The organism is Agathobaculum sp. TL06 (assembly GCF_054658635.1).
In genome coordinates this window covers 1-25562 of sequence record NZ_BAAGGY010000024.1, presented here as the reverse complement: position 1 = coordinate 25562, position 25562 = coordinate 1, and the positions used below count along the sequence as shown (strand labels likewise).

At 55.8% G+C, this 25562-nt stretch carries 28 protein-coding genes and 2 pseudogenes; 3 read left to right on the top strand and 27 right to left on the bottom strand.

What is annotated here, in order from left to right; genetic code table 11:
- Position 1: 1 nt before the first annotated feature.
- The 5 genes from ACYQ3S_RS13270 to ACYQ3S_RS13250 form a co-directional block, all read right to left on the bottom strand.
- Positions 2-2674 (bottom strand): YodL domain-containing protein, encoded by a 2673-nt coding sequence (locus tag ACYQ3S_RS13270; RefSeq protein WP_459689730.1) that lies wholly within the window; start codon positions 2672-2674, stop codon positions 2-4.
- 191 nt (positions 2675-2865) lie between these two features.
- Positions 2866-3210, bottom strand: coding sequence for a cysteine-rich VLP domain-containing protein (locus tag ACYQ3S_RS13265; RefSeq protein WP_459689729.1), 345 nt, complete (start codon positions 3208-3210; stop codon positions 2866-2868).
- Between the two features lie 102 nt (positions 3211-3312).
- Positions 3313-4458, bottom strand: coding sequence for a hypothetical protein (locus ACYQ3S_RS13260; protein WP_459689728.1), 1146 nt, complete (start codon positions 4456-4458; stop codon positions 3313-3315).
- A complete protein-coding gene (locus ACYQ3S_RS13255; RefSeq protein ID WP_459689726.1) occupies positions 4455-4964 on the bottom strand; it encodes a DUF4365 domain-containing protein in 510 nt (169 codons plus the stop codon). The genes ACYQ3S_RS13260 and ACYQ3S_RS13255 overlap by 4 nt, the downstream gene beginning before the upstream one ends.
- Before the next feature lie 93 nt (positions 4965-5057).
- A complete protein-coding gene (locus ACYQ3S_RS13250) occupies positions 5058-7100 on the bottom strand; it encodes a DNA topoisomerase (protein WP_459689724.1) in 2043 nt (680 codons plus the stop codon).
- 79 nt (positions 7101-7179) lie between these two features.
- On the opposite strand from ACYQ3S_RS13250, the gene ACYQ3S_RS13245 reads away from it, so the two are divergent.
- Positions 7180-7473: a nucleotidyltransferase family protein gene (locus tag ACYQ3S_RS13245; RefSeq protein ID WP_294475899.1), complete on the top strand. Its 294-nt coding sequence runs from the start codon at positions 7180-7182 to the stop codon at positions 7471-7473.
- Positions 7463-7786 carry a HepT-like ribonuclease domain-containing protein gene (locus tag ACYQ3S_RS13240; RefSeq protein ID WP_087266139.1) on the top strand — a complete coding sequence of 108 codons (324 nt, stop codon included), beginning with the start codon at positions 7463-7465 and terminating at the stop codon, positions 7784-7786. The genes ACYQ3S_RS13245 and ACYQ3S_RS13240 overlap by 11 nt, the downstream gene beginning before the upstream one ends.
- Positions 7787-7821: 35 nt before the next feature.
- Here the strand turns inward: ACYQ3S_RS13240 and ACYQ3S_RS13235 are convergent, their stop codons facing one another.
- From ACYQ3S_RS13235 to ACYQ3S_RS13145, 19 genes and pseudogenes are all read right to left on the bottom strand, one after another.
- A complete protein-coding gene (locus tag ACYQ3S_RS13235; protein ID WP_459689722.1) occupies positions 7822-8004 on the bottom strand; it encodes a hypothetical protein in 183 nt (60 codons plus the stop codon).
- Positions 8001-8747, bottom strand: coding sequence for a DUF4366 domain-containing protein (locus ACYQ3S_RS13230; RefSeq protein WP_459689721.1), 747 nt, complete (start codon positions 8745-8747; stop codon positions 8001-8003). The genes ACYQ3S_RS13235 and ACYQ3S_RS13230 overlap by 4 nt, the downstream gene beginning before the upstream one ends.
- Positions 8740-8985 carry a DUF4315 family protein gene (locus tag ACYQ3S_RS13225; protein ID WP_459689720.1) on the bottom strand — a complete coding sequence of 82 codons (246 nt, stop codon included), beginning with the start codon at positions 8983-8985 and terminating at the stop codon, positions 8740-8742. Before ACYQ3S_RS13225 ends, ACYQ3S_RS13230 begins: the two co-directional genes overlap by 8 nt.
- A gap of 14 nt (positions 8986-8999) precedes the next feature.
- A complete protein-coding gene (locus ACYQ3S_RS13220; RefSeq protein WP_459689719.1) occupies positions 9000-10694 on the bottom strand; it encodes a C40 family peptidase in 1695 nt (564 codons plus the stop codon).
- Positions 10691-13462, bottom strand: a complete 2772-nt coding sequence (locus ACYQ3S_RS13215; RefSeq protein WP_459689744.1) for a VirB4-like conjugal transfer ATPase, CD1110 family — start codon at positions 13460-13462, stop codon at positions 10691-10693. The genes ACYQ3S_RS13220 and ACYQ3S_RS13215 overlap by 4 nt, the downstream gene beginning before the upstream one ends.
- On the bottom strand, positions 13401-13871 hold the full coding sequence (locus ACYQ3S_RS13210; protein WP_459689717.1) for a PrgI family protein: 471 nt from the start codon (positions 13869-13871) through the stop codon (positions 13401-13403). The genes ACYQ3S_RS13215 and ACYQ3S_RS13210 overlap by 62 nt, the downstream gene beginning before the upstream one ends.
- Positions 13872-13908: 37 nt before the next feature.
- The gene (locus ACYQ3S_RS13205) at positions 13909-14349 is read right to left on the bottom strand and encodes an XF1762 family protein (RefSeq protein ID WP_459689715.1); all 441 of its coding nucleotides are present in this window, start codon (positions 14347-14349) and stop codon (positions 13909-13911) included.
- 10 nt (positions 14350-14359) lie between these two features.
- Positions 14360-15229, bottom strand: a complete 870-nt coding sequence (locus ACYQ3S_RS13200) for a VirB6/TrbL-like conjugal transfer protein, CD1112 family (RefSeq protein ID WP_459689714.1) — start codon at positions 15227-15229, stop codon at positions 14360-14362.
- 84 nt (positions 15230-15313) lie between these two features.
- Positions 15314-15400, bottom strand: a pseudogene (locus ACYQ3S_RS13195) (Maff2 family mobile element protein); the annotation flags it as partial.
- A 91-nt stretch (positions 15401-15491) separates the two neighbouring features.
- Positions 15492-17156, bottom strand: a complete 1665-nt coding sequence (locus ACYQ3S_RS13190) for a recombinase family protein (protein ID WP_033126284.1) — start codon at positions 17154-17156, stop codon at positions 15492-15494.
- Positions 17157-17162: 6 nt separating this feature from the next.
- A complete protein-coding gene (locus ACYQ3S_RS13185; protein ID WP_033126283.1) occupies positions 17163-17360 on the bottom strand; it encodes a hypothetical protein in 198 nt (65 codons plus the stop codon).
- A gap of 253 nt (positions 17361-17613) precedes the next feature.
- Entirely contained in the window at positions 17614-18912 is a 1299-nt protein-coding gene (locus ACYQ3S_RS13180) for a virulence-associated E family protein (protein WP_033126282.1), read from the bottom strand.
- A 13-nt stretch (positions 18913-18925) separates the two neighbouring features.
- A complete protein-coding gene (locus ACYQ3S_RS13175; RefSeq protein ID WP_173015420.1) occupies positions 18926-19573 on the bottom strand; it encodes a CHC2 zinc finger domain-containing protein in 648 nt (215 codons plus the stop codon).
- A gap of 70 nt (positions 19574-19643) precedes the next feature.
- On the bottom strand, positions 19644-21233 hold the full coding sequence (gene mobQ, locus ACYQ3S_RS13170; RefSeq protein WP_033126280.1) for a MobQ family relaxase: 1590 nt from the start codon (positions 21231-21233) through the stop codon (positions 19644-19646).
- Between the two features lie 135 nt (positions 21234-21368).
- Positions 21369-21590, bottom strand: a complete 222-nt coding sequence (locus tag ACYQ3S_RS13165; RefSeq protein WP_033126279.1) for a hypothetical protein — start codon at positions 21588-21590, stop codon at positions 21369-21371.
- 336 nt (positions 21591-21926) lie between these two features.
- Positions 21927-22247, bottom strand: a complete 321-nt coding sequence (locus ACYQ3S_RS13160) for a transposon-transfer assisting family protein (protein WP_052084072.1) — start codon at positions 22245-22247, stop codon at positions 21927-21929.
- A complete protein-coding gene (locus ACYQ3S_RS13155) occupies positions 22244-22543 on the bottom strand; it encodes a DUF3847 domain-containing protein (RefSeq protein ID WP_033126277.1) in 300 nt (99 codons plus the stop codon). The genes ACYQ3S_RS13160 and ACYQ3S_RS13155 overlap by 4 nt, the downstream gene beginning before the upstream one ends.
- Positions 22540-22878, bottom strand: a complete 339-nt coding sequence (locus ACYQ3S_RS13150) for a DeoR family transcriptional regulator (protein WP_033126276.1) — start codon at positions 22876-22878, stop codon at positions 22540-22542. Before ACYQ3S_RS13150 ends, ACYQ3S_RS13155 begins: the two co-directional genes overlap by 4 nt.
- Entirely contained in the window at positions 22879-23070 is a 192-nt protein-coding gene (locus ACYQ3S_RS13145) for a hypothetical protein (RefSeq protein ID WP_171031583.1), read from the bottom strand. It abuts the gene before it with no gap.
- A gap of 533 nt (positions 23071-23603) precedes the next feature.
- Between ACYQ3S_RS13145 and ACYQ3S_RS13140 the strand changes: the two are divergent.
- Positions 23604-23879, top strand: a pseudogene (locus ACYQ3S_RS13140) (helix-turn-helix domain-containing protein); the annotation flags it as partial.
- Here ACYQ3S_RS13140 and ACYQ3S_RS13135 read toward each other — a convergent pair.
- From ACYQ3S_RS13135 to ACYQ3S_RS13125, 3 genes are all read right to left on the bottom strand, one after another.
- Positions 23815-24195, bottom strand: coding sequence for a helix-turn-helix transcriptional regulator (locus ACYQ3S_RS13135; protein ID WP_434800617.1), 381 nt, complete (start codon positions 24193-24195; stop codon positions 23815-23817). The pseudogene ACYQ3S_RS13140 and the gene ACYQ3S_RS13135 overlap by 65 nt on opposite strands.
- Positions 24196-24470: 275 nt before the next feature.
- A complete protein-coding gene (gene aph(3')-IIIa, locus ACYQ3S_RS13130) occupies positions 24471-25265 on the bottom strand; it encodes an aminoglycoside O-phosphotransferase APH(3')-IIIa (RefSeq protein WP_001096887.1) in 795 nt (264 codons plus the stop codon).
- A 92-nt stretch (positions 25266-25357) separates the two neighbouring features.
- Positions 25358-25562, bottom strand: a 205-nt coding sequence (locus tag ACYQ3S_RS13125; protein ID WP_459689710.1) for a GNAT family N-acetyltransferase, incomplete at its 5' end; no start/stop codon positions are given.

Here is a 25562-nt window from a genome sequence, read left to right as displayed (position 1 = left end):
TTTATCGCTCCCTTTCCGCGCCTTTATCCGGCGCTGTTTTCCTGCGTCCTGGCTGGGGCGGCTGCTTCAGCCGCTCCACCACAGATTTTTTCTCCCGTTCCTTTTGGACGGCGTTCGCCAAATCCAGAAGGGAAATCTGCTGACCGGCCTTGACCTGGGCCTCCAGCTCCGCCACGCTGGGGGTGTTGTTGATAATACCGTCCAGCTGGTTGTCGTTCTGCTCAACGCTGTCCTCGGCAGCCCGGAGGGGATTCCTGGCGGAGAAGAAGCCGGGCAGCTCGGAGAAGGCGTACTGGTCTACATAGTGGCAGGATACCACACCGCCCTGCTTGAGCGCCACGATGTCGCTGATACTCATGCCGGGGCCGAGGTAATCCGCTGGGTGAGCATCGGTGAACTGCTTCCAAAGCTGATTGAGCTGCTGGAGGGTATCTCCCTGGCCGGTAAGCGGGGCTGTGTAGACCAGATCATAGTTGCCCTTCCGGGGGGATTCCCCCTCAGCCCGCAGCCGCTCTAAAGGAATGTAGCGGATGTCCCGCAGGTCCGGCCCCCGGTGGAGCTGGTAGATGGCGAAGCAATCCCCCTGGTGGTCCAGGAACGCGGCCTCCCGCTTCTGCTGTTCCTCCTCCCGCAGGCGGTCTTGGATGGCGTCGTCAAAGTCCGGGCTGGCCTCCCATTCCTCCCGTGGGATGGCAAAGAGGCCGTCGTGGTGGTCAAAGTCCGTCTCGTCAAAGACTAGCTCCGGGTTCTCACCGGGGCGGATGATGTAGACCGTGAAATCGCCGCCATACATGAGCTCCGCCGTGTCCAGAGATACAGGCAGGAGGTCCCCCTCCGTATAGCCCGCTTCCTCCAGCTCCTCCATCGTGCAGTCCAGATCCGGCATGGGGTAGGTGTCCAGCTGTGTGTCCCAAAGCGCCGCGTCCTCCTGCTCGAAATGCTCCCGCAGCTGCTCGATGTAGGGATTCACCGGCGGTTCCATCTGAGCCTCCTGCAATTTCTCCACCAGCTCCAGGGAGGCGGCCTCTACCTTCTCCGGCCTCTCGCCCATGGCGTCGAAGATTTCCTCCCGGGCAGCGGCCAGCGGGTGCTTGATGGGGGACAGGGCCACGTCCTCCTGGTCAATCACACCGCCGTCCAGCTGCCGCAAGGTCTCCTTGTCGTAGAGGGTGTAGTCGTAGCCCTCGTCCCGGAGCTGAATGTGAAGGTAGGTGGCGTCGTCCAGCAGGTAGAGAGCTTCCAACTCCCTCGGCTCGGTCCGGTCCAGCTCCCGCACCTGCCGGGCGGTGATCTCGCCCGCCTCCAACTGATACAGCAGCTCCCGGCATCGGTCGGTCGGCCCCACATAGATCACTTCACGGGGGATATAGTCCTCGCCGGTCCACTCGCTGGCCTGGAGATAGCCCTGGTCCCGATAAGAAGTCGCGTGGGGATTGGCCTCCAGATAGAAGGTCAGCCCCTGGTCCCGGAGGTCACTCAATTTCTCCAGCCGGTCCAGCATCGCCACAGCGGTAGGCAATCCAGTCTGCTCTCCCACATGGTCCAGGGTATCCTGGATGCTGGCGAAGTGGCCCGCCCGCAGTTCCTCCGTGATGTCCGTGACGGCCTGTTCCCTGGGGTCCAGGGTATAGGGGTGCTTTAGCAGCCCGGCGGTCTCCAGTTCCGCCATGTAGTCCAGGAAATCGGCGGCAAATTTCTCCGGGGTGTCGGCCTCCTGGAACTTCGCCGCAAAATGCGGCGAGGTTTCCTCCTGAGAAAATTCAATTCCTTTCTCCTTGCAGACCTCCGCGAAGTGGCGGTCGATCTCACCGATGAGCTGATTTGCCGCCTTGTTGATGGTCGCCAGACAGGCGCGGAGCTCAGACAGTTCCTTGTCCTTGCTCCAGGAGGCCAGATAGCCGAAGCTGTTGGCCCCAGTCTCAATGCCGAAATACTGACAGACCACATAGGACACACTCTCCGCCTCCAGCTCCTGGGAGGTCTGAACCGCCTTGTCCTCACGCACACCTTTCTGATTGTGGAGGATGGAGTGGGTGATCTCATGGACGACGGCGCATACCGTCTGGACCTCGCTCATGCCCTCCCGGATGGCGATGCGCTGGTCGTCCAGACTGAAATAGCCGTCCATGTTCGCCGCCATGGGCTTAATCTCCATAGTCACCGGGGCGGTCCGGCGCAGGGCCTCCATGAACGCCTCGTACTGCGCCACGTCGCCGGTCAGGTCTTGGGCCAGCTGCGGGAGAGGCTTGCCGTTGGTCTGAGAGACATCGAACACCGGCACCGGGCGGAACCGGGGCACCTGCACCTCCCGCTTCTCTGTGACAACCTGGCCGTTCTCATCCAGCACCGGCGCTTTGGTGTCCGGGTCCAGCTTCTGCCGCTCCACTGTTTTGACGATGGGAATGGGAGCCATGATGTAAATGGCCTTTTCCCCTTTATTGATGAACCGCTCGAACTGCTCATGCCACCGCTTGGCGCTGGCTACACGGGTGGCGTTGGGCCGCTGCATATGGATGAGAAGGACGTTACGGGCGGAGTAGGTGTGGAACCGGGACATGACGGAGAGGTAATCCCGAAACCTCCCGCTTTCAAACACATCCCGGATACCCTGTTCCAGCCGCTGGTTCAGGTCCTTCATGCGCTCCTCGCGGCTGGGATAGCTTTTCTTTGCCATAAGGCGCTCCTTTCTGTGAGTATAAGAAATGCCCCCACACGGGGCGGGAAGTTCCCTCCCGTGTGGGGGTGGTAGATGGTGGTGTGTAGAAAAAGCAGTCGCATTTGGGGCGGTCGGGGTGAAAGGATATGCCCTGCGCCGTTTGCGGCAAAAAACCCTTGGAAATACAGGGCCTTCCGGCCTCACTTTTTCTACGCTCTGCCCCGGTTTTTGGCCGCCCAGGCCCGCTTGTGCCGCCGGGTGCGCCTTGCAGCACAGTCCGGGCAGTAACGGGTGTTGGGGGACCGGGGCAGGAATGGCTGGCCGCACTCCGGGCAGCGCCGGCGGTGGTCCATGCCCATGATCTCCCCATACAGCTCCCGATCCCCCGGCAGGACAGCGGTGCGGAAGTAGCGGCAGAGGACAGAGCAGGTCAGCATCTGCGGGCAGGCGCAGGGGTCATACCCGTCATCCAGCAGCAGGCAGCTGCCATGGTCGCAGTTGGCACACAGGGATCGGATGAGCCGCCTGGCCCGGCGCAGCTGGGCCTCCGTCATGCGCAAATATAGCTCATTATTAGGATGTTCGGTCAACTATGCTTAGCACCCTTCCTAAAATATAAGGGGAACAATCATAGATTGACTGCTCCCCTTTATAATTTATTCGATTATTCCAAAAGATTCGCACTTAATTGATGCCTTTTTCCCAGCAGAAAGTTCGCCAACAATTTCAATATGTGCGCCACGCTCATGAGCCTCGATTGCCTTATCATAGTCAGCCTTTTCTAATTCTGAGGTAACTGTTCTAGGCTTTTCATTTTCATCCAAGTAAACCACAGCGATCTTTCCAGTTGTCCTTTTTTTAACATCTGGAGAAGACTCAAGTTTCTTTATTCTTCCAATTATCTTTGTGGATTTACTTGTCTGCTCTTTTAATTTTCGAATAGTTTCAACTATTGGTTGATAATAGTCATGAGTGAGCGAGACTCGATTAGTCTTTGATTCTTTGTTCTTCACTGTGGGAGACCACTCAGCAATAATTTCGATATTTGAATCCTTTGAGTCAAGATTCAATCCAACGAGGGCCTCATAAAAATTGGCGCTGATTATTTGGTCTGATGGTTCTGCCAGCAGTTGCTCTTCACCTTCATCAATGTGGTTCTTTATTAAAACCAAATTATTTATGACGCGATTTGTGACCTTCCTTGTTAATGATTTTTGGCAATCTTCCTCATCAGAAAAAATACTTAGTTGTTTATATCCTTCCTCTTCACTAAATTGAGCAAATGGGCAAACAACAGAAATAACATAGCTGCCAATTTCTGTTTGCCCAAATCTACAATTTGATAAAAAATTCAAAACTGTGTCATCAATTCTACCCTGATGATACTTCTTAGGATGTAATATATCTAATGCCGTTGCAGCTAATAGTTTTTTAGTATTCTCATACATCCTTATTGCATCATCAAAAGTAATGCTACCAGTTTCAATCTGCTTTTTGTCCAGCCGTATTTTTAGAATATCTGTATTGGGATTAAGCAAATATAACATAATCTGTTCAAAAGACCTGCACTCAACTTCAGATACAGTCTTTACAGCACGATACATTGCTTCTTTATAGTCGGACAACTGCTTGTCCATGGGTAGTGTAATTTGGTGAAAAGCGCCCCCCATTTCTTTTTGAAAGACTCTAATATTTTTTCGCATAATTTGAAAAGAGTTCCATCCAGTATCTTTTAGATACTTAACAAAAGCAAGAGGATTTATCTGTTCAGTTAATTCTAAAAAATCGACTGAATATATCATACCGCCCCCTCCTTTGCAATTTTATCCAAAAGGCACAAAAGACTCTTACCATTAAGAACATTCTTTTTGTCCAATTTAATGCTTACCCAATTTGAATTATCACTCATTTGCTTTTCAGAAAAACTGGCCCAGTACATACATCCTTTAATTAACAAATCTTCCTGCGTCCAATGCACCCATTCGGAATAGTCCTCCGGTAAAATCAATAGACCCAAAATTATAGGGGTTGTGGCTGGGCAACATAAGTCATTATAATTTTTAACTTTTAGCTTATAGTTGATATAATCTCCCTTATCTTCATACTGTGACGGAGATGAAGACGCTTTTAATTGGATTCTCAATTCCGAATAAAACTTTTTCCCGTCATTTATTTCGATACATTTTTTTAGTAAGCCATCAGTACTATCATCATCGTGTCTTGAGATTTCGTAAGCAATACCAGCATGAGCACATATTGCAGATATGTAGCTTATACTGATGTCCTCTTTAACTTTTGATTCGTGCATAATGCCTCCCCCTTTTATTTTATTATAGCACATCTATTGTGTCCGTCTACACTTTTAAGCATGCTGAAGGCTTTTTCATAGTTTGAACAGGCATCAATAAAACTCTAATGAAAAAGTGACATATTTTTGTCGGTCTGTCATTTTAATTACCGCGTCGTAGGTCCTGCCCGCTTTCTCAGACCACAGGCCGGTGACAGGGGCTCTCCCGTCTTTCAGCAGGGCCGCCACGATGGCACGGGTGGGCGTTTTCCTTCTGTTTTCCCACCAGCGGTTGTTTTTCCAAATGGCAAAGCCGCAGGCCCGATCCTCGCAGAAAAAGCCCTGTTTCCGCTCGGTAACGGCCTTCCCGCACCGGGGACACCGGCCCACGGCCTCATGCTCCGAGGGGAACAGCACATTCCCGCCCTCCACCGGGCGGACCGTCCCCACCAGCTCCCGCAGCATGGCGGAAATCTCCGCCATGAAATTCTCTGCGGTCAGCGTGCCCCGCTCTACCTCCTTCAGCCGGTGCTCCCACTCGGCGGTCAGCGCGGGGGATTGTAACTGTTCCGGCAGCACCGTGATGAGCGCCGTGCCCAGGGGTGTGGGCAGGAGGGAGACGACCTTCTTGGCCTTTCTCCGCTGGACAAAACCGGCAGACACCAGCTTCTCCAGGGTGGCGGCCCGTGTAGCCGGTGTGCCGATACCACGGCGCTCCGCCTCCTCCGGCATATCCCCGGCCCCGGCGGTCTCCATGGCGGAGAGCAGAGTGTCCTCCGTGTAATGCTTGGGCGGCGTGGTCCTGCCTGCCTTGACCTGGACAGCGGCCACCGGGAGAGACTGGCCCTCGGCCAGATCCTCCGGCTCGCCCCCTGCTTCTGCGTCCCCTGTCTGCGCGTACACCTTCCAGCCAGGAGACACGACCTCCTTCCGTTTGGCGGTGTAGAGGGCTCCGCCGCACATCGCCGTGATGCAGGTCTCCGCAGAGCGACAGGGCGGGCAGACGGCCCGGAGCAGGCCCAAAGACACCAGCCGCAGCACCTCCCGCTCCCCAATGGGCAGGGCCTCCAGCTCCATCTTGTTCGCGCTGGCCGTGGGCACCACGGCATGGTGGTCGCTGACTTTGGCGCTGTTGCAGACCGGCCCGGCCAGCACTACCTCCGGCGCGTCCACGCCGCAGAGGGCGGCGGCCACAGCGGTCAGCGCCGGGACTCCGGCCTCCATATCGTCTGTCAGATACCGGCTGTCTGTCCGGGGGTAAGTACAGAGCTTTTTTTCATAGAGGGTTTGCAGGTAGTCCAGCGTCTGCTGGGCGGTGTAGCCAAGTGTCCGGTTGGCCTCCCGCTGGAGGGTGATCAGGTCGTAGAGGGCGGGGGGCTTCTCCGCTTTCTCCTGCCGCTCCACCGACTGGACCATGGCGGCGCTGCCCCGGCACCGGGCGGCGGCCTCCAGGGCCTCCTTCTTGCTGGCCTTCCGGTCCCCGGTCAGGGTGAGGCCGCCGCAGTCCAACTCCACCGTGTAGAAGGGCTCCGGCTGGAAGGCGGCGATCTCCGCCTCCCGCTGGACGATGAGGGCCAGGGTGGGCGACACCACCCGGCCAATGTTGAGGGTACGGCCATAGAGCAGGGAGAACAGCCGGGTGGCGTTGATGCCCACCAGCCAGTCCGCCTTGGCACGGCAGAGGGCGGCCTGATGCAGCCCGTCATAGTCCCTGCCAGGGCGGAGATGGGCGAAGCCCTCCCGGATGGCCGTGTCCTCCATGCTGCTAATCCACAGCCGGGAGATGGGTTTGGAGCAGCCGGCCAGGGCATAGGCGGTGCGGAAGATCAATTCGCCCTCCCGCCCAGCGTCGCAGGCGTTGACCACCTCGGCCACGTCCTCACGCCGCAGAAGGGTGCGCAGCACGTCAAACTGGTCCCGCTTGTCCTTGGCGATGGTAAACCGCCAGCTCTCCGGCAGGATGGGCAGGTCCTCCAGCCGCCACTTGGCGTAGTCCGGGTCGTAGGCGGCGGCGTCCGCCAGCTCCGCCAGATGCCCCAGGCACCAGCTCACCAGCCAGCCGCCGCCCTCCCAATACCCCGTCCGGCGCTGTTCGGCCCCTAGGACGGCGGCCAACGGTTGGGCCACCGAGGGCTTTTCGGCAATCACAAGGCGCATGGGTTTCACTTCCTTTTTCAAATTTCTGTTTGCGCTTTCCGGATTCTCGTGTATAATGGAATTGCAAGGAGGTGCTGAAATGGTTCATTCAATCTCAGATGTGCAGTCCATTTTGACCCCCATCTTTGACCGCTATGGCATTTCACGCGCCGTCCTGTTCGGCTCCGTTGCCAAGGGCACAGCGACAGCGAAAAGCGATCTGGACCTGCTGGTGGACAGCAAGCTGCGCGGCCTGAAATTTGTGGGTTTCATGGAGGATGTCCGGCAAGCCGCCGGGATGCCGGTAGATGTGTTCGACATATCCCATATCGAACAGGGCTCACTGATTGACCGTGAAATCCGGTCTACCGGGGTGACAATCTATGAGAAATGAGATTGTCGTCCAGAAGATGGCTGGATATGTGGCAAAAGTCCTGGACTATTGCCGGGGCTACACCTATGACAGCTTTGCGGCGGACATCAAATTGGTGGAGGCTTGCGTGTTCAATCTCAGCCAGCTTGGGGAGCTGTGCCGCGTGGCTGACGACGCTTTTACCAAAGCCCACCCGGAAATCCCTTGGCGGGAGATGTATGGCCTGCGCAATCGCATTGTCCATGACTATGAGGGGGTCAATCTGATGCTGGTATGGGAAATCATCAGTGAGGACCTGCCGGAACTGCAAAACACACTGAAACAACTGCTGTAACAGCACCAAACGCCTGCCGGTTGCAGGCGTTTTTGTTATGCCGTGGCCGCAGGTGCCCGGTTGATCCCCCGGTAGCAGGGCAGGGCGCAGCCCTCCCCATACCGCTTGCAGCCGTGGCATGGGTGGCCCTTGGGGGCCTGGGGCGGATGGACCGGCCTGGGACTGCGGGGGACCTGCATCATCATCCGCTCATAGGGGCTGTCGGTGAAGGTCCTCATGTGCTCTTGCCCTCCCCGTCCTCGTCCTCATCATCGGCCAGACTGTCCTCGTATTCCTCGTCGTCCTCGCCGTAGTCGTAGTCGTCCAGATCGTCGGGACCCTTGGTGCTGGCCTTCCTGCCCTTCACCAGCTTGAAGTAGGCAAACGCGCCGCCTCCGCCCAGCACCAGTAGGACCACCAGCAGCACGGCGGGGTTGAGGCCAACCGATTCCTCCGCCGGTTCCTCTACCGGCTCCGGGGTGGGCTCCGGTTCCGGTTCCGGCTCCGGCCCCACACACTCAGTCATGTTCACAGCGCACACCGGGCAGGCGGTGTCCACCGCCCCAGCGGCGCATTTGGTGGTGCAGTCACAGACGGCGGGCTCCCCATCCTCCATGAGGGCCGTCAGATCGGCCTCGTCTACGGCGTTGAGGAAGTAGACTGTGTTCTCGCCGTCCGCCGCCCGGTCAATGATGATGTAAAAGGTGTTCCCGGCCTTGGTCTGGACGGTGATGAACTGCTTGTCTCCGGCGGCCTCCCCCTGGATGTCGTCCACAAGGGTCAAATTGCCCTCCGGGGTAAGGGGCTCCGCGCCCCCGGTCACAGGGGCATCATCCTCCGGGGTATCCGTTTCCTGGACCGTCCCGGCGGTCTCCGCTGTCTCCGGGTCGTCGGCATAGGCAAAGGCAGCGGGGGTCAGGGCGGCGCAGCACAGCATTACCGCCAGCAGGCCGGTGAGCAGGCGCATTTTTCTCTTAATCATGTTCAGGTTCCTCCTCTCCGACAGCCAGCACTGGCAGCGGGCCGGATTGGCGGGCGGCCTCCATCAGAGCGGCCAGCTGGTCCGGGGTCATACCCACCCGGCGGACCATACCCACAATGTCCAGGTTCTCCAGCTCCGTCACCTGTTTGTCAATTTCCTCGTTGCGGGCGGTGAGCTTGGCGATCTTCTCGTCGTTTTTCTCACGCTCCGCCAGCAGTTTTGTAATTTTCGGATTCAATGAAAACACTCCTCTCAGGGCAGGCGGCCATAGCAGTATAGGTGCTCCTGCCAGTAGCTCGTATTCAGATTTGCATAGGAGATGGGGGACCCACAGTGGATCATCATGCCGTTGCCTACATAGATGCCACAGTGGGAGACCCCCGGCGTGTCATAGGTGCCCTTGAAAAACACCAGGTCTCCCGGCTTGGCGTTGGCGGCGGTGACAGGGGTGCAGAGGTTGCACAGGCCCTGGGCCCCCAGGCGGCCCACGTCCCAGCCGGAGTGATTGATGACCCAGCTGACAAAGCCGGAGCAGTCGAAGGAGGTGGACGGGTTGGACCCACCCCACACATAGGGAAAGCCCAGGTACTTTTCCGCCTCGGCCAGCATAGCGGCAAACTGTTCATCCTCTAATGCCTCCGGGGGTACGTCGTAGTCCAGGTAGTCCTCCACCACTGACGCGCCGGGGTATTGATCCTGGGGAAACAGGTCCGGGCGGTTGCCCAGGGTGGCCATGTAGGTGGCGTACATACTCAGCCGGTCCTCGTCCAGCAGGTACACCGGAAGGTGGGACAGGTCTGTGACCTCCAGCGTCACATAGCAGATGTAGTAGTCGTAAGCCACCTGGACCGTGTGGGAATTGCCCTCGCTGTCCGTCCGGGTCTCCGTGCGGTAGCGGGTCTCCACCTCCACCGTCTCCGTGAGCACATACTGGCGGTCGAACAGCATTTCCAGAGTGGGTTGCACTTGCTCCAGCGTCCACTCCCCCTGGTGGTAAGCGGTGAGCAGGGAGATGAGCACATAGGGGTCGTGGCCGATCTCCCCCAGGTCAAAGTGGTACTCGTCATAGGAGTGGTTTGCCTCGTAGTTGTCCAAATAGGCTTGCAGATCCGCTTCCATCCCGGCGTAGGCGGCCTCGGCCCCCAGCATGGCCTCGTCGGTGGAGGGATAGGTGGAACCGGCGACGCCACCGCCGACACCGGAGAAAAACACGGAGCAGGAGGACAGACAGTTGAGGAAAAAGGCAACGGCCAGCAGCAGGCCGCCAGCGACCAGGAAGCCCTTCTTGTGCCGCCGCACAAAATCCGCCGTCTGCTTGCTCTTTTTGGCCGCCGCCTTGGCGGAATGGGTGGCCTGGGCGGCGGCCTGTCCTGTGGCAGCCCCGGCCTGACCGGCCCGCCGAGCGGCGGCATACTGCTGTTTGATAGCCTGTTTCTGCCGCCAGCGGGAGACGGGATTGCTGGCAAGTTGGGGATTCTCCCGCAGGCTCTTTTGGTACAGGGCGTTGACATTGGCCTTTTCCAGCTTCCGCTCCGCCGCTGCGGCCTTCCGGTAAGGGCGCAGCTTGTGGCTGTGATACCCTTCCCGGACCAGCCGCCCGGCGGTCTCTGCCGCCTGTTCCGACTTGTGGGCGGTCTCCACCCCTACGTTGTCCTCCTGGACCTCGTTGATCTCCCGGTGGACAGCCCCCAGCACGGTATCGGCGGGGGCGTCCCGAAGGGTATGGGTCAGCTTGGAGGGGGGCTTCTTTTTGTCCTCAAAGCGGAGGTGTACCGTCACCGCTCCTGTGTCCGGGTCAACAGCCAGCTCCTTGACCGTTTTCTTGGGGATGGCGGCCTGGGCCTTGTCCGCCCTGGCTGCTGCCCTGTCTGCCCGGCGGATGGGTTTCTCCAGCACCGGGTCCTCCCGTTCCTCTTTTGTGAAACGCAGGCGCGGCTCTTTTCTCACCCGGACACCTCCTGGGGCTTGGTGGTCATAATCCCATAGAGCTCTGTGTCCTTGGGGAAGCGGTCCACGAAGGGCAGAATCACGTTGCCGTAGAATAGCAGCCCCTCACCCTCGCTGGAATGGGTCACATAGGAGAGCTGGTGGGGGCTGATGTTGAGCTGCTTGGCTAAAATCTGCCGGTCCCCCGCCGCCTGATTGAGCATATAGATGAAGTCCGAGTTCTCGAAGATGTTCTCGATCTCGCGGGAGGCCAGCAGATCCTTGATATTCTGCGTGATCCCGGTGGGGATGCCGCCCCATTTGCGAAATCGCTTCCAGATTTCCACGCTCCAGCTTGCCAGCTCCCCCTTGAGCAGCAGGTGGAACTCGTCTACATAGTAGCGGGTGGTCTTTCCCGCCGCCCGGTTGACTGTGACCCGGTTCCACACCTGGTCCTGAATGACCAGCATCCCCAGCTGCTTGAGCTGCTTGCCCAGCTCCTTGATGTTGAAGCACACCAGCCGGTTGGTCAGCTCCACGTTGGTCCGGTGGTTGAACACGTTGAGGGAGCCGGTGACATACAGCTCCAGCGCCGCCGCGATGCGCTGGGCCTCCGTTTCCGGCTGGGCCAGCAGCTCGTCGTAGAGGTCCTGGAGAATGGGCATCCGGGTCGGGTCCGGGTCCGCCAGATAGGGGCGGTACACATTCCGCACACAGCGGTCAATGACGGTTTTCTCCACCGGCTGAAGGCCGTCCTTGCTGCCCACCACGATGTCGCAGAAGGAGAGCAGGAAGTCCACCTTGAGGGCCAGGGGGTTGTCGTCGTCCGAGTAGTTGAGGTTGATGTCCATGGGGTTGACGTACTGGGTGCTGGTGGGGGAGATTTTCACCACCTGCCCGCCCAGGCGCTTGACCAGGGGGGCGTACTCGTCCTCCGGGTCGCAGATCAGCACGTCGTCCTCCGTTACCAGGAACACGTTGGTAATCTCCCGCTTGGCGGAGAAGGACTTGCCGCTGTTGTGGACGACAAGGCCGTTTTCCAGGACAAAGTTCAGATACCGGGGCACGGACAGGTCATAGACCGGGATCTTCTCCGCCAGCTTTTGGACCGATACCCGGACGACCATGTGACTTCCGCTGAGACGCTGGCCCTCCCGGATGTGCTTTGCCTCCACATATTGGCCGCCGCCGTCCATAATGAGGTGGGTGCCGGTACAGCGCAGAGCGTCCCCGTCCTCCAGATGGATGGTCCAGAGCTCATCCGTGTACTTCTCCACCCGGATGTCCCTGGCTCTGGCCGCCACAATTTGGCCGGTCTCCTCGTGATAGGCTTGCACCATGGCCGATGTGACGCCCTGTTCCACCAGCTCCGCGAAGCTGGCAACGGAGCCGTCTGCCATGCGGATACGGGTCTCCCCGGCGAAGCAGCCTGGGGTGCCGAGAATCAGGCCGTTGGGGTTTTTCAGCAGCTTCCGGTCCACCATGATAAGATTGTTGGACAGAGCGTTGATGCCGTAGTACAGCGCCTCCGGGCTGGTCTGAAACAGCTCCTGGGTGGTAAAGGGGACAAAGATGGCGGTGGAGCTGGTGGTGAGGCCCCGCTGAATTTCGATCTGGTTAAGGCCCAGGGGCAGGCAGCTCATCAGCCCCTCCTCCGGCTGGAGGTCCAGGGGAATCAGACGGCAGTTGTGCTTCTGAGCGATGGAATTGGCCTGAAACAGGTTATTGTCCAGCTGCTTCCGGCTGTCCGCCGTGTTCATCAGCAGGAATGTCACCAGGAACATCCGCTCATTCCGGCTCTGGAGGTCTTGCAGCAGCTTCTTGGCCTCCGCGCCGTAGGTAGCCAGGTCCGATGGGATGATGTCCATGTCATACCCGGAGCGCACCGCTTTTTTCTGTTCCTCGATTTTCGTGCGGTCCAGATCGGTGATCTTCCGCTTGATGGTCTTGATGGCGCTGACTTGATCCACAGACTGGATGTGCATGGACACCACAAGACTGGACTCCATATCCAGAAAATCCGCCAGAATACGGTCATTGAGCTCCGGGGCCAGGATTTGCAGGAAGGACACCGCCCCCCATTTCCGGCCCATGCGGAAGGCCCGGCTGCCGGGGAACTCCAGGGAGGACGGGGCAATGAAATCCTTGGTGCTCAGACCGGAGAGGGCCAGCCAGTCCCAGGAGAAGCGGAAGGGCTCCGGCTCATCCATGTGGAACATATCGTAGAGCAGGCGAAGCCGCTCCGCGCCGTTGAGCGGCGTAGTCGCCACCCCCAGACGTTTGAGGTTGTTGATGATGTCCGTCTCGATGCGCTCCAGCCGGGGCTTGGCCGCCCTGATACTCTCCGCCTCCACGCCGAAGGTGAGGTACTTGGTCTTGACAAGGCCGTTGTTGCCCCTGGCGAGTTGGTTCTGGAGCATGGCGGTGTACTCCGCCCGGATGCTGTCAAAGCTGTCCCCCTGGGGCGGGATTACAATGCGCTTTTCGTAGTTCTCCCTGGTGGCGGCCAGATCAAGGAAGGAGAACTGGAAGCGGATGGAGCTGTCAAAGTAGTTGAGGCAGTCCGACCACCCCTCGAAGATGGCCGTCTTGTCCTCGTTCTGACTGAGCTGGTAGTTGATGTCCTGGAACTGCACCGTCTTGGTGTAGTAGGTATCCGTGACCCGGCACACGCCGTCCGGCCACATCCGCTGATAGGGGATACTGTCCTGGGCGGACAGCTCCTTTTTATCGGTCCGGGCCGCCCTGCGGATGGCCGCGTCGATCTCCCGGCGCTGCGCCCTGGTCAGCTTCCGCCGGGGCTGGGCGTCTGCCCCGGCGGAGGTCTGCTTGCTTGCCTTGAACAATGTGATACACCTCCCGATCTAATCGGTCCTGCCGCGCAAGGACGGCATAGAAGTTGTTGGTCCGGTAAGGCCGCTTCTTGGGGCGCAGGAAGTGGAGCCGCAGGAATTGCAGCGCCACCTTCTCCATGGGCTGGCCGTTGCGCTCGTACATCGCCAGAAAAAAGAAGGCCAGCATGACCAGCACCATGAGCAGGGCGGCGGTGCTGGTGCCCAGGCCGCTCCGGCATAAAAAGAACAGCGGTACGCCGATGAGCGCGCCGCCGCCGAAGCAGATCAGCTGCCGCTTGGTCAAATTGAAAGCGACCTTGGATTTGATTTTTGTCAGGTCCTTGGGGACCGGAACATAGGCCATTTACAACACATCCTTATAAATGTAATATGGGTCCTGATTATAGCTCCTTTTCATAGCGCAGCTTCTTTTGCGGCGGGTACAAATCCACAGCCGGGCGGCGCTGGCCGGTCCAGCGTTCCCCTCCTGCCAGTCCGGCGCAGGTCCAGCCCACCGCCCGGAGACTGGTGCCGGGTTCCGTGTCCAGGGTGTAGGTGATAATCCTCTGATACCCCAGCGCCTTGGCTGCCCTGGCCGCCGCGCCGTAGAGAAAGCTGCAAGCGTTTTTCTCCCCAGTGGTACACAGGCGGTTGACCTCCAGGGTCTTGCCATCGTCCAGATACCGGCTCACGGGCCGCCTCACAATGGCGACCCCCACCAGCCGCCCGTCCTGTTCACACCCCAGGGAAAACTTGTGGCCGGTCACAGACCGGTGGTGCCGGTGGTGGGCGGCCACAAATGCGTTGGCGTCGGACAATTTGATGGAGATAAGTTTCAGCATCGTCCCTCCATCAATGGGCGTTGAAGATGGAGCGGGCCATGCTGCTGGTCTTGAACAGGGTGAAGCAGAGCAGCACCGTGTAGCCCATGCACGTCCAGATGGCGTAGATGATGTCGCCGTCCAGGGCGATGTTCTGCACCAGGGCGGCGTAGATGCCCACGCAGACAATGATAAGAAACGCCTGGAAGCCCAGGGCTAACAGGCTGCGCAGGTAATTCTGACCGATCTGTCCCCATTCGTGATTCATCATGGTAGCCATGGGGATGGGCGCAATGGACGTGACCAGATATATCTCAATCATCCTCCCGAAGGTGACGAGGAAGATGCAAATGACCAGCGCCCACATGGTAATGCCCACAAAGAGGGACTGGAACCACAGGCCGACCAGCGGCCCCAGGTCCATCTCCATCAGCCGGGTCTCCAGGTCTGCTGTAATACTGGAGATGTCGATGGCGGCGTCCCCCACAATGACCCCGGAGGCGTTCTGTACCACGCCCTGAGCCAGATCGAAAATCCCCATCACAATATCCCAGGTGTTGGTGACAATGAGGATGGCGCAGGCGCTCTTGAAGATCCACTTGAAAAAGGCCGCGCTTTCAATGTCGTGAAAATTGTTCTTGTCTACAATGAGCTGGATGAGTTCCAGCGTCATCACAAAGGCCAGAATGACCCCGGCAATGGGGACCATGACTGTCTCGGACAGACTGTGTACCATGTCAAATACGTCCCCGTTCCACGCCTGGGGGGTCAAGCCGACCTGGGTGGAAATCTCACCGACCTTCTGATTGACCGTGTTGAACATCCCGGACAGGTTGCCCATGATGCCGCCCACCAGAATCTCCTTCAGCCAGTCGGTAAGGGCTTGCACCAGGAAATCCAATCGGTGTACCTCCTCTCAGACTGTTCAGTTGGGAGAGGGCCGCGCCCGGCCCCACAGGGTCGGACGCAGCCTTGATGCGTCCCATCAGGTTGCAAACAGGCCGGAGAGCAGGGGCACCAGCACCATGCCCACGATGGCTACGCCAGCGCCGGCCATGAGCTGTTTTATCCCCAAATAGGTGTAGGAAAACGGCTCGATGGCGGGCGGCGGCGTGTCAAGAAATATCTATGGAGTTTTTAAGAACCGCCCCGGCGGGGGCAGGTCAGGCCGTGACCTGCTCCACTTCCGGGATGGGTTTGAGATTGAAATGAATTTCGATAGAAATGTGTCTTGTCTTATCGCTGTCTATACTCTCATGGACAACGATTTCTTTAATCAGGCGGTTTAAGGTGGCGGCGTCCAGTTCCGTGATGTCGGCGTATTCCTGAATGGCTTCCACCCATTGGCGGGCGTCACACGCAAGCCGGATTTCATCGGCCAGCTTTTTCCGGCCTTCCTCAACCCTTGCCTTCAACTCGGCCTGTTCCGCCTGCGTCTTTTCCATCAGCAGATTGAAGTTCGCTTCGCTGATACGTCCGGCAACCATGTCCTCATACAGCCGCAGCACCATCTTTTCCAGAACGTCAATCCGTTCCTCGTCTTTGGTAAGGGAACGCTCCAATGCTTCCCGCTGGCCTTTCTGCTCTGCTTCGCAGGTATCGGTCAGCTTCCCGGCAACGGCTTCCCCGTCCATCAGGGCGGCTCTGGCGCACTCCCGGATTTTGTTCAGTACAAGGCTGTAAAGGGTGTCGTACTCAACCCGGTGCTGGGTACAGTGCTGTTTCCCGTAGGCGTTGTAGGTCTTACAGGAATAAATCTGCTTCGGGTGCTTGTCGTTGGTGTAGCGGATCGTCAGCGACTTCCCGCACTCGCCGCACTTGATAAGCCCCGCAAACAGGCTGATTTCCCCGGTCTGGCGGGGGCGCTGCCGGGATTTCAGCTTGCGCTGCACGATGTCAAAGGTCTTGCGGTCAACAAGCGGCTCATGCTGGTTCTCCACCACAATCCAGTCCTCCGGCTTCTTCTCCCCGATGGTGCCGATTTTGAAGCGGTATTCCTTCTTCTGGGAAGCGATAGCGCCGGTGTAGACGGGGTTCATCAGGATGTCCTTAATCACGGAGAAATCCCACATATACCGCCCGTTTACCGGGTCTTTCTTTTCCCACTTGGTTGACACGTTCCGAAAGCCCCGCACCCGGTTCCAGTAGGTCGGGCATGGGATTTTTTCTTCTTCCAGCCTGCGCCGGATGTAGTTGGGGCCGTGTCCTTCCAGCGCCCACGCAAACAGACGCCGGACAATGGGGGCCGTTTCCTCATCAATCAGCAGATGGTTTTTGTCCTCCGGGTCTTTCCGATACCCGAAGGGGGCAAGGCAGCCGGTAAACTGGCCTTTCTGCGCTTTCAGCAGATAAGAGGAATGAACCTTCTTGGAAATGTCCTTGCTGTACATCTCGTTGAGGATGTTCTTGAACGGCGCAATGTCGTTGTTGTCCCGCATGGTGTCGATACCGTCATTCATGGCGATATACCGGACGCCGTGGCGGGGGAAGAAATCTTCAATCAGGAAGCCGGTCTGCAAGTAATTCCTACCCAGTCTGGATAGGTCTTTCGTGACCACAAGGTTTATCTGCCTGCGCTCGATGGCTTTCAACATCCGTTTCAGGTCGGGGCGCTCCATGTTCAGCCCCGTGTAGCCATCGTCCTGATAGACTGCAACAACCTCCCATCCCTGCTTCTCGCAGTAGGTTTCCAGCATATCCCGCTGGTTTGCAATGCTGGCGCTCTCCCCGTCAAGGTCATCGTCCTTGGAAAGCCTGCAATAGATAGCCGCCCGGAAGCTGCCCGCCAGTATTGCGTCCATGCCTGTATATTCCATTCCGTTCATCATAACCGTTTACCCGCACAATCCAGACGGAACACGGTCACTCTGAACCTTGTCTTTATTATACTCTAAATCTTGCTTTTTCGCAAGATATTCTTTATTATTTCTCTGGCTGTATTTCTGTGCAATCAGGCTCACGAAAACATCCGTAGCGTCCAGTTCGCCGTCAAATACCGTTGTGACATGGATTTCAGTTTTGCTTTTTGCCATAGGCAGTTACCTCCATAAATAAAATAAGCCAGACAGGAGAAGGTCGGCAACGAAGTCCGGCAACGGTCTTCAAAAAACCTCGAAAACAATCTCTGTCTGGCGGGTTACTGTTTATTTACTTTTTCTTTTATTTTTCTGTTGCTTTGGTTGTCAGAGGGGAGAAAAGCCCGCAGTTACGGTCTTTTTCCCGGCAACCGGCTCGGCAACGGGATAGCAACGGGGTCGGCAACCGGCTGTGATTTCTCCGGATTATTCAGAAGGGAAGTTCCATCTGCTCCGTGACTTCCACAAATCCGTCCGGCGTTTTTTCACGCCCGTTGTCAGCGCCCGTTGCCGGGGCTTCTCGTTCCCAGCCCTTTTGCCTGCCGTACCCTTCAAATATCCGGGGATTGGAGAAATACTTCCATCCCGTGATACAGTGGTTCATGATGTCGTTGACTTCCCGGATTTCCCATTGCTTCGGCTCGTCAAAGGGGTGGTTCAGGGCTTCCTTGAAAAGCTGCTTAGAGCATACGGCGCTGCCAGTGTAGCGGTCAAGGTACGCCTGTATCATCCCGGCCTTGGTGTCCTCCGGCATGAAATCCCGCTGGTGTTCTTTGAGGTACTGTATCATTTCGGGTGTAAAAGACAGCTTAAAATCGCCGCTTTTGTAGGTTGTCATGGCTTCCGCCCATACCTGTTCCAGATAGGCTCTGGAAGCGGCTTCATCGTCCAAAATGTGTACCTCGGCCTGTCCGGGGTAGACCATGACCGGCAGGAAGCGCCGGTTCCCGGAACGGTCAAGGGGCAGGAAGTCCAGCGCATTGGAAGTCCCGCCGAACACGCATTGCCGCAGCCTGTCCTCCGGGTGGGTTTCGTAGGGGATTTTATAGACCTCCTTCTGGCGGCTTAAAAATGACTTGATTTCCTCTATGCTCTTGGCGTTTGCGGTGGCAATCATCTCCGACATTTCAATTATCCAGTGGCCTTGTAGCTTGCGGTACACGTTATCATCGTCCAACTTCCGCAAATCATCGGAAAACCACTCGTCTTTTACGGCCAGCAGCCGGAAGAAGGTGGATTTCCCGGCTCCCTGACCGCCAACCAGACAGAGCATGACCTCAAACTTACAGCCGGGGCAGAATGCCCGGTGGATGGCTCCCAGCAGGAACAGCCGCAGGGAATGGTAAGTGAAGTTGTCTGTGTCGGCTCCCAGAAAGTGACGCAGGCAGTAGCGGATACGCTCTTTCCCGTCCCAGACAAGGCCGTTCAGGTAGTCCCGGATGGGATGGTAGCTGTTGGCGTCTGCGGCCAGATCAGCGGCGTCTGCTATCTTTTTCTCGCTTGTCAGGCCGTAGGTATCTTCCAGATACAGCCGGATATATTTCATGTCCGTGTCGGTCATGGCCTTGCTGCCGGTTCTGCGTTTCCTGCCGATGGGCTTTAGAAGGTCAATACGCTCGGTCAGGAGATTTTTTGCAACCGCCCCGGAAAGAATGGGGTCATACTGGAACACGGTCAGGCAGTTGTGGATACTGTTCCGCACGCCGCCTTTCTCGGTGCCCTCCAGCATGGCTTTCACTTCCTCAACGCTCCGGGGCGGGGGTGCGGCTTCGATGGTGTCCGTCACGGCCTGCCGCAGTTCTGGCGGCAAGGTCTGCCATTCTCCGCTCAAGGTTCCTCACTTCCTTTCCGTAGCTGGCAATCAGGGCAGCCCGTTCCCCTATGTCGGAGAACAGCAGCACATCCAGCAGATATTCCACATGGGATTGTTTCTGCAAGGCTTCCACGAAAAGCGGGTGCCATTCTTCCTCCGGCGTCTTTGGGGCATAGTCCCGCTTCCAGCAGCGCAGCAGATTGTGATAGTCGGACAGTACCCGGAAACAGTGGCGCTCCATGCGCTTAAATTGATGTTCCGGGCTTTCCTGACGTGGCTTCCGCTTCGGGCGGCTCCTGCTTGGCGGCTCCCTGTCCTCATAGGGGATGGAGAAGTCCTGCGCCAGCATGAGGGCGGCTTCTTTGGGGCTGACGTTTTCCAGACGGGAAACAAAGTCAATCACATCCCCGTCTGCCTGACAGCCGAAGCAATGGAAACGCCGGTCAACCTTCATGCTGGGGTTTTTATCGTCATGGAAAGGGCAGACGCACATCCCGTTTCTCCCTACCCGGATACCGTAATGCTCGGCGGCCTGCCGGGTGGAAACAGACTGCTTCACGGCTTCAAATACGTTCAATAGGCAAATCCTCCTGAAAATAGAAAAAGCGCCTGCCATTCTCACAAAGAAAAGGCAAGCGCCTGATTGGTTAAAGTTCCATATCCTGTTTTTGCTGGCGGCGGGGCTGCTGGCGTTTCTGTTCTTCCCGCTGTTTTGCGCCCTCAATCTTCCAGCTTAATTGTTCGTTGATGGACGGCTTCTTTCCCGGCTCCGGCACAACACGGCGCTGGTCGGGCGGCAGCACATGGTTTATCCAGTAGCGCACATCCCGCAGCAGCTTCATATCCGCCTGAACCGCCTGCAATCCCTCATTTTTTTTAGACAGTTCCTCGGAAAGCTGCGCCCGTTCTTTCTTTAACTCTTTCGCATCGAAGGGCAATTCCTCCTGATGGGCTTTGAAGAAACGCTTTGCGGCAAGGTAGGCGTCCAGTTCCTCCCGGTGTTCGGCGGCAAACTTCTCCTTTCGGGTTTTCCAGCCGATGGAAGCGTATTTCTTGTAAACCTCTTTGTAGGCTCCGTGGTTGGCGATATGGGAAAGGGTGGTGTCGATGGCCTTTATCCGGCGTTCCGATTTTCGGATGTCGGTTTTGGCAGAAAGTATCTCCCCGCTGACCTTATCCAGATAGGCGTCAAGGCTCTCCACGGTGGAGATCTCTTTCTGCCGCAGGAAGTCAAGGGCTTCCATGACCTTGTTGAAATCGCCAACAGTGCCTTTCAGCTTCCCCTTGGAAGTCCAGCCGGTGCGTTCCTCGCTCCGCATATCCAGATACCGGGAAAGCAGTTCGGGGATGGTCGGCTCCTTTGCCTGTTCCAGCACTTCCAGCAGCGCTGCCTTTTTCTCTTTCAGGCCGGACAGCCAGCCCTTTAAGCTGCGTACCATCTGCCGGATAGACTGCATGAGGGAATTGGCGGCTTTGATGTCCCGGTTCAGGTTGCCGATGTTGGTCTGTATGCCTTTCTTCTCCAACTGGCTGACCGCTGGCCCCATGTGGACGGTGGGGATTTTATCAATCCCCTGTCGGGCATAGGAACGAAGGTCAAGGCGCTCCGGGCTGCCGATGGCTTCCAGATAGCGGTTCGCCGTGTCAGCCCAGCCCTGCCGCCATATCTCGGCGTACTTCTGGTCGTTCCAGTCCACGGTGTCCTCCTTGTGGCTTTTCCATCTGCCGGACGCAAGCCGGATACGCTCGCCGTTCTCGTCAAGGTCATAAACCTTCCGGCTCTTTGGGAGCCACTTGCCTTGTTCGTCCATTGCCCGCATGGTAAGCAGGATGTGGGCGTGGGGATTTCCGTCCCCCTTGTCATGGATGGCAAAGTCGGCAATCATGCCCTTGGAAACAAAAAACTCCCGGCAGTAGTCCCGGATAAGGTCGGCGTACTGTGACCGGGGAAGTTCCCTCGGAATGGCAAGCACAAACCTCCGGGCAAGCTGGGAGTTCCATTGCTTCTCGATGGCTTCGGCGGCGTTCCACAAGGTATTCCGGTCTGCGTATTCCGGCGGGGCATGGGGCGGCAGCATGATTTCGGTGTGGACGATTTCGCTTTTATGGGAATAGTATTTCTGTTTCTGGTCGTATTCGGAAAACAGCCGTTCCCCGCTCTGGTAGGCGGCAGACGCAACGGCTGACTGGCGCTTGCTGCGCTGGATGATTTTCACATCAAAGTGCGGGCATGGCAAGTCACGTCCTCCTTTCTCCCGGTGTCCGGGCATAAAAAGAGCAGGGAACCTGTTTCAAGATTTCCTGCTCGGTGGTGCCGCCGGTGGGTGGCTGGTATTCAGTTTTGAAAGTTCGGATCAGGGTGGCCCGATAAATTAGGATTTTCCCTTTAAGGAATCATCTATTTTATCTATTTCTTTTGATGTTTTTTCATAATCAATCACCGTGCCTATAACAATTCCAATCAACATTCCGATACTTGCACAAATAGGAATGGCAAAAAGATTTTGCAAAAACGCCCATGCCAACACACCTATGCAACCACCAACAATAAATCCTGTTAATAAGCCAACAGTTAAGTATCTATTGTTTTTCATATTGCTATATCCCCTCCAAATTCCAATTTGTCGTTGACTTCATTATACCTCATCGTTTCAGAAAAGTATAGCGGCCTATTGTAAAACTTGCTGGACGGGAACAGCTTGCAGTGCAAGGTGTTCCCGGGCGGCAAGTACACAAAGGGGTAGCTGGCGTCAGCCAGCGCAGGGGAAGTGTAGCTTCCTCTGTGATGATTGACAGGAGCCGGAACGCTGCGGGCAATCATCCGCTTTCCGCAGGAAGCCCCCGGCAGGGCGCAACACACTACCTTCAGGTGGTGTATAGTTGCGCCCTCTTTCAGAGGGGCAGTCCACGGGCTGCGGCTCTGGAAGCAATTATGACCGTTCCCGGTCTGGCTGTTTTCTCTTGGGATGTGGCTTTTCCGCCCTCGCCTGTGCCTTGGCTTCGGCAAGCCTGCGCCGGATGGAATTGTCCCGCTTCTGGATAAACCGCTGCTTCGTATCAGCGATAAAGCGGCGGCACTCCGGCTCCGGGATGGCGTCCAGCTTTCGGATGGTATTCTCCACAATCTCCCTTGTCTGCCGGTCACGGATAACCGGCACGATTTCTTTCAGCCCCGCAAGAGTTTCTTCCTTCGTACCGGCGGCGTACTGATAGACCATAGCCAACTCGTCTTTTGAAAAATCCATCTTCATTCTGCGCCCTCCTTCTCTGTGCCGTTTCCGGCGAACACTTTTTCCATAAGCTGCCGGGTGCTGTCCTTCCGGAACAGCAGCTTCAAGAACAAACTGACCTGTTCATCCGTGATGGCTTCCGGGTGGGGAAGGTAGCTTTCCAGCATGGCGGCTCTGGTGCAAAGCCGGTGCGTCCGTTCCTTCCGGGTCAGCGCCTTAGCCTGATGGGTCAGACGCTTTTCCTCCTGTTGCGCCCAGCGCAGCTTCTTTTCCGTTTTCTCTATCTCCTGATTGAGTTTTTCCAGCTTTTCATTCATCGGCGGCTGGCCTCCTTCTTCGGAATGAGTACATATATTTTGTTGGGTTCCCCGAAGCCCTGACGCACTCGCAGTATCAGTCCGGCGTCCTCCAATTCATTCAGGGAACGCTTCACGGTCATGGTGCTGCGGGCAAGTGCCGCCGCCAGTTCCACGATAGGGAAATGGATAAACAAAATCCCGTTGGCGTCCTCTATACCTGACAAGAAAACAATATCCAACATCCGGGCGTACATGACCTTTGCGGTGCTGCTGATCGGGAGCCGCAGCATGGCTCTCGGCAGCGGCATACAGGGCGGTAGGGCGGTGTCTGCGGTCATAAATTCAACTTCCATTCAATCGGTGTCCTCCTTTACTTTTCGTTTTGAGCGTTTGGAAAGATAATAGGGGCAGTCCACAATGACCGCCCGGAAACTCTGCTTGCAAGTGCGCTGGCATTTCCGGCAAAGGTCGTTGTACGTTACCCGCCCCCGTTCATTGAGGAAGAAAGACAGTTCCAGCTTCCTCTTTTTCGGCATTCTCGGCATGGTGCCTCCTTAAACAAAAATCCGCCCATTTCAGCCGTAACAGCCGCAATAGACGGATAGCAGATTTTAGTGTCGTGTTTCGGGGCGATTTTCAAGGAAAAAGCGGCCATAGAGCCGCCCGGAAATCCCCCGTAGTATTATGGATAGGGTAGACTATGCCCTATCGGATTGTTGTGTTTCGGTATCAATTCGGTGTTCATTTTCGCCGGTTCTCCCTGATGTCGTTCCTGCCCCTGGCTCTCACAACGGCGTTTCGCTCCCTTTGGTACGCTCGTTGCGGTCATGGTTCCTCCATTTCCCTGCCGCAAGTCGTTGCGCTACATCGCCGGGGAGCATATCCCATACAGGCCGGTCATTCGATTGGAATAATCCATCGATGAACTAAGCCCATTATGGCACATTTTTGAGCCTTCTCCCGTATATCCACAAAGTAGGAAAACCGCCCCAAAATCGAAAATTTCCACGATTGCGGAACGGGTATGGTATAATGAAATTGACGGCGGCAGCCAGCCGCAGGAAGGAGCGATGTATCTATGAAAACCCGCATTTCCGTACAGGAACGCCTGAAAGATTTACGGGTGGAACAGGGCTTAAATCTGGAAGAATTGGCGCAGAAAACCGGCATTTCAAAATCAGCCCTCGGCAGCTATGAAAACGACAACGATGAATACAAGGAAATCAATCACGGCAGCCTGTTGAAGCTGGCAGACTTCTATCAGGTGTCCGTTGACTATCTGCTCGGCCTTACCAACAATCGGAAATATGAAAACACGCCGATAGAAGAATTACATTTGAGTGATGAAGTCGTGTGATTTTATACATAGCTGAATCAAAATCCTTTATAAATGATTCATCTCCATGGCAATTTAAAAATTTCCCTGCTGTAATCAATGCACCCACTTCCGCCGCTGTAAACATTACCGGCGGAAGTAGGAAGCCCTCTACAAGAAAATATCCTTTTCCGGCCTCAGATCCAATTGGTATTCCGGCTTCTTCAAGTGTCCGGATATCTCTGTAAACTGTCCTTAAGCTTATATTAAATCGCTGTGCAATTTCTTTGGCAGGAATTATTTTTTTTGATTGCAGCTGAATAAGAATAGAGGTTACTCTGTTAATCCTGTTCAAATTTTATTCCTCCTCTGTGACTTCCATAAAAAGTATATCCTATGCGTTCTTAAGCTAGCTGCTGTTAGTGCTTCTCATTGCACCCTGGTTATAAAAGCCATACTCACAAACCTCTTCACCAAAACTCTTTACATCTCTAATATAGAACTCTATCTAGCGAACTTTTAGAAAAGATATAAAACATCAGAGTATGGACAGTTGCGGATGTACTTCAGAAAAGATTAGATGTCTAAAAAGCTTGTAGTTAAAGCTTTTTAGACATCTAAATCTAGGTACTAAAACAATTCATCCAGTAAAATATAATATTTTATTTTCTCCCAATCAGGCTTGATCCCCAGTAAGTCAAAAAATAGCTCGACATACTGTTCTTCCCCGATATCCTCCCTGATCGACCGGACGCAGAAGGCAATGTCATACCACTTGTCCGCCCTGCCGCTTCTCCCAAGATCAATAAAGCCACTTACTTTGCCATCTTTCACAAAGATGTTGCTGTCTCCCAGGTCGCCGTGGGAAAAGACAAGTTCCTCTTCGGGCTTTTCCGTCTTTAAAAAATCATACAGCTCGCGCGGATCTTTAAATGGAGTGTCTTCTTCCCAGTTTTCGCAATCCACATCGGCCAGATCGTTATTCAGTAAGTAATCCAATTCGGCTAAGCGGCTGTCTAAGCTATTCGTATAGGGACAATCCGATATGTCGATGGAGTGAAAGAGCCTGATGCACTCCGCATACAGCTCGATAATCTTTTCAGGGCTTTGTTCATCTTCATACTCTTCCGAGCAAAGGACGCCATCGGCCTCACTCATGAGCAGATTGCTCCAGCCATCATGCCGTTCAAAGTGCAGGACCTTTGGAACAGGCAGCTTTCCTTCCAGCCATAGCATCATGTCCTTTTCCCGTTCCACATCATAGGTGGTCCCTTTATACCGGCTGTCCGTCATTTTTAAATATAGGTTTTCATTTTCTCCCACCAGCTTATATACCTTAGCAGGAGACATTCCTTCCGTATCTTTTACGCAGCGGTATTTTTCGATCAGTTTTTTCAATTCCGGTGATATTCTCATTTTAGCCATTTATTATTTCCTTCCTCTTTTCTACAGTATTTAAAGATACCCCAAGAAGCTAATTATAACAAGACGAACTCCAATTCACTGTTCCTTGCATTCTAAAACCTTAAATACCAGAAAACAGCTTTTTCAAAGTTGTTTTCAAAGTTGGCGTATAACATAGTATCGACGGAGCCGATTTTGAAACCACAATTATGATAGAATTTACAAGCTATAAGGTTATTGTCCTGGGTTTCAAGCATTAGTCCATGCAAGTTTTTATGCTTTGCCCATTCTATAGATATATTGATAAGCGCGCTGCCT

Bases quoted from the DNA above. Each gene is read 5' to 3' on its own strand.
- ACYQ3S_RS13270 (WP_459689730.1), bottom strand. From the start codon at position 2,674: ATGGCAAAGAAAAGCTATCCCAGCCGCGAGGAGCGCATGAAGGACCTG.
- ACYQ3S_RS13265 (WP_459689729.1), bottom strand. From the start codon at position 3,210: ATGACGGAGGCCCAGCTGCGCCGGGCCAGGCGGCTCATCCGATCCCTG.
- ACYQ3S_RS13260 (WP_459689728.1), bottom strand. From the start codon at position 4,458: ATGATATATTCAGTCGATTTTTTAGAATTAACTGAACAGATAAATCCT.
- ACYQ3S_RS13255 (WP_459689726.1), bottom strand. From the start codon at position 4,964: ATGCACGAATCAAAAGTTAAAGAGGACATCAGTATAAGCTACATATCT.
- ACYQ3S_RS13250 (WP_459689724.1), bottom strand. From the start codon at position 7,100: ATGCGCCTTGTGATTGCCGAAAAGCCCTCGGTGGCCCAACCGTTGGCC.
- ACYQ3S_RS13245 (WP_294475899.1), top strand. From the start codon at position 7,180: ATGGTTCATTCAATCTCAGATGTGCAGTCCATTTTGACCCCCATCTTT.
- ACYQ3S_RS13240 (WP_087266139.1), top strand. From the start codon at position 7,463: ATGAGAAATGAGATTGTCGTCCAGAAGATGGCTGGATATGTGGCAAAA.
- ACYQ3S_RS13235 (WP_459689722.1), bottom strand. From the start codon at position 8,004: ATGAGGACCTTCACCGACAGCCCCTATGAGCGGATGATGATGCAGGTC.
- ACYQ3S_RS13230 (WP_459689721.1), bottom strand. From the start codon at position 8,747: ATGATTAAGAGAAAAATGCGCCTGCTCACCGGCCTGCTGGCGGTAATG.
- ACYQ3S_RS13210 (WP_459689717.1), bottom strand. From the start codon at position 13,871: ATGGCCTATGTTCCGGTCCCCAAGGACCTGACAAAAATCAAATCCAAG.
- ACYQ3S_RS13205 (WP_459689715.1), bottom strand. From the start codon at position 14,349: ATGCTGAAACTTATCTCCATCAAATTGTCCGACGCCAACGCATTTGTG.
- ACYQ3S_RS13190 (WP_033126284.1), bottom strand. From the start codon at position 17,156: ATGATGAACGGAATGGAATATACAGGCATGGACGCAATACTGGCGGGC.
- ACYQ3S_RS13185 (WP_033126283.1), bottom strand. From the start codon at position 17,360: ATGGCAAAAAGCAAAACTGAAATCCATGTCACAACGGTATTTGACGGC.
- ACYQ3S_RS13180 (WP_033126282.1), bottom strand. From the start codon at position 18,912: ATGCTGGAGGGCACCGAGAAAGGCGGCGTGCGGAACAGTATCCACAAC.
- ACYQ3S_RS13165 (WP_033126279.1), bottom strand. From the start codon at position 21,590: ATGAAAAACAATAGATACTTAACTGTTGGCTTATTAACAGGATTTATT.
- ACYQ3S_RS13160 (WP_052084072.1), bottom strand. From the start codon at position 22,247: ATGAAGATGGATTTTTCAAAAGACGAGTTGGCTATGGTCTATCAGTAC.
- ACYQ3S_RS13155 (WP_033126277.1), bottom strand. From the start codon at position 22,543: ATGAATGAAAAGCTGGAAAAACTCAATCAGGAGATAGAGAAAACGGAA.
- ACYQ3S_RS13150 (WP_033126276.1), bottom strand. From the start codon at position 22,878: ATGGAAGTTGAATTTATGACCGCAGACACCGCCCTACCGCCCTGTATG.
- ACYQ3S_RS13145 (WP_171031583.1), bottom strand. From the start codon at position 23,070: ATGCCGAGAATGCCGAAAAAGAGGAAGCTGGAACTGTCTTTCTTCCTC.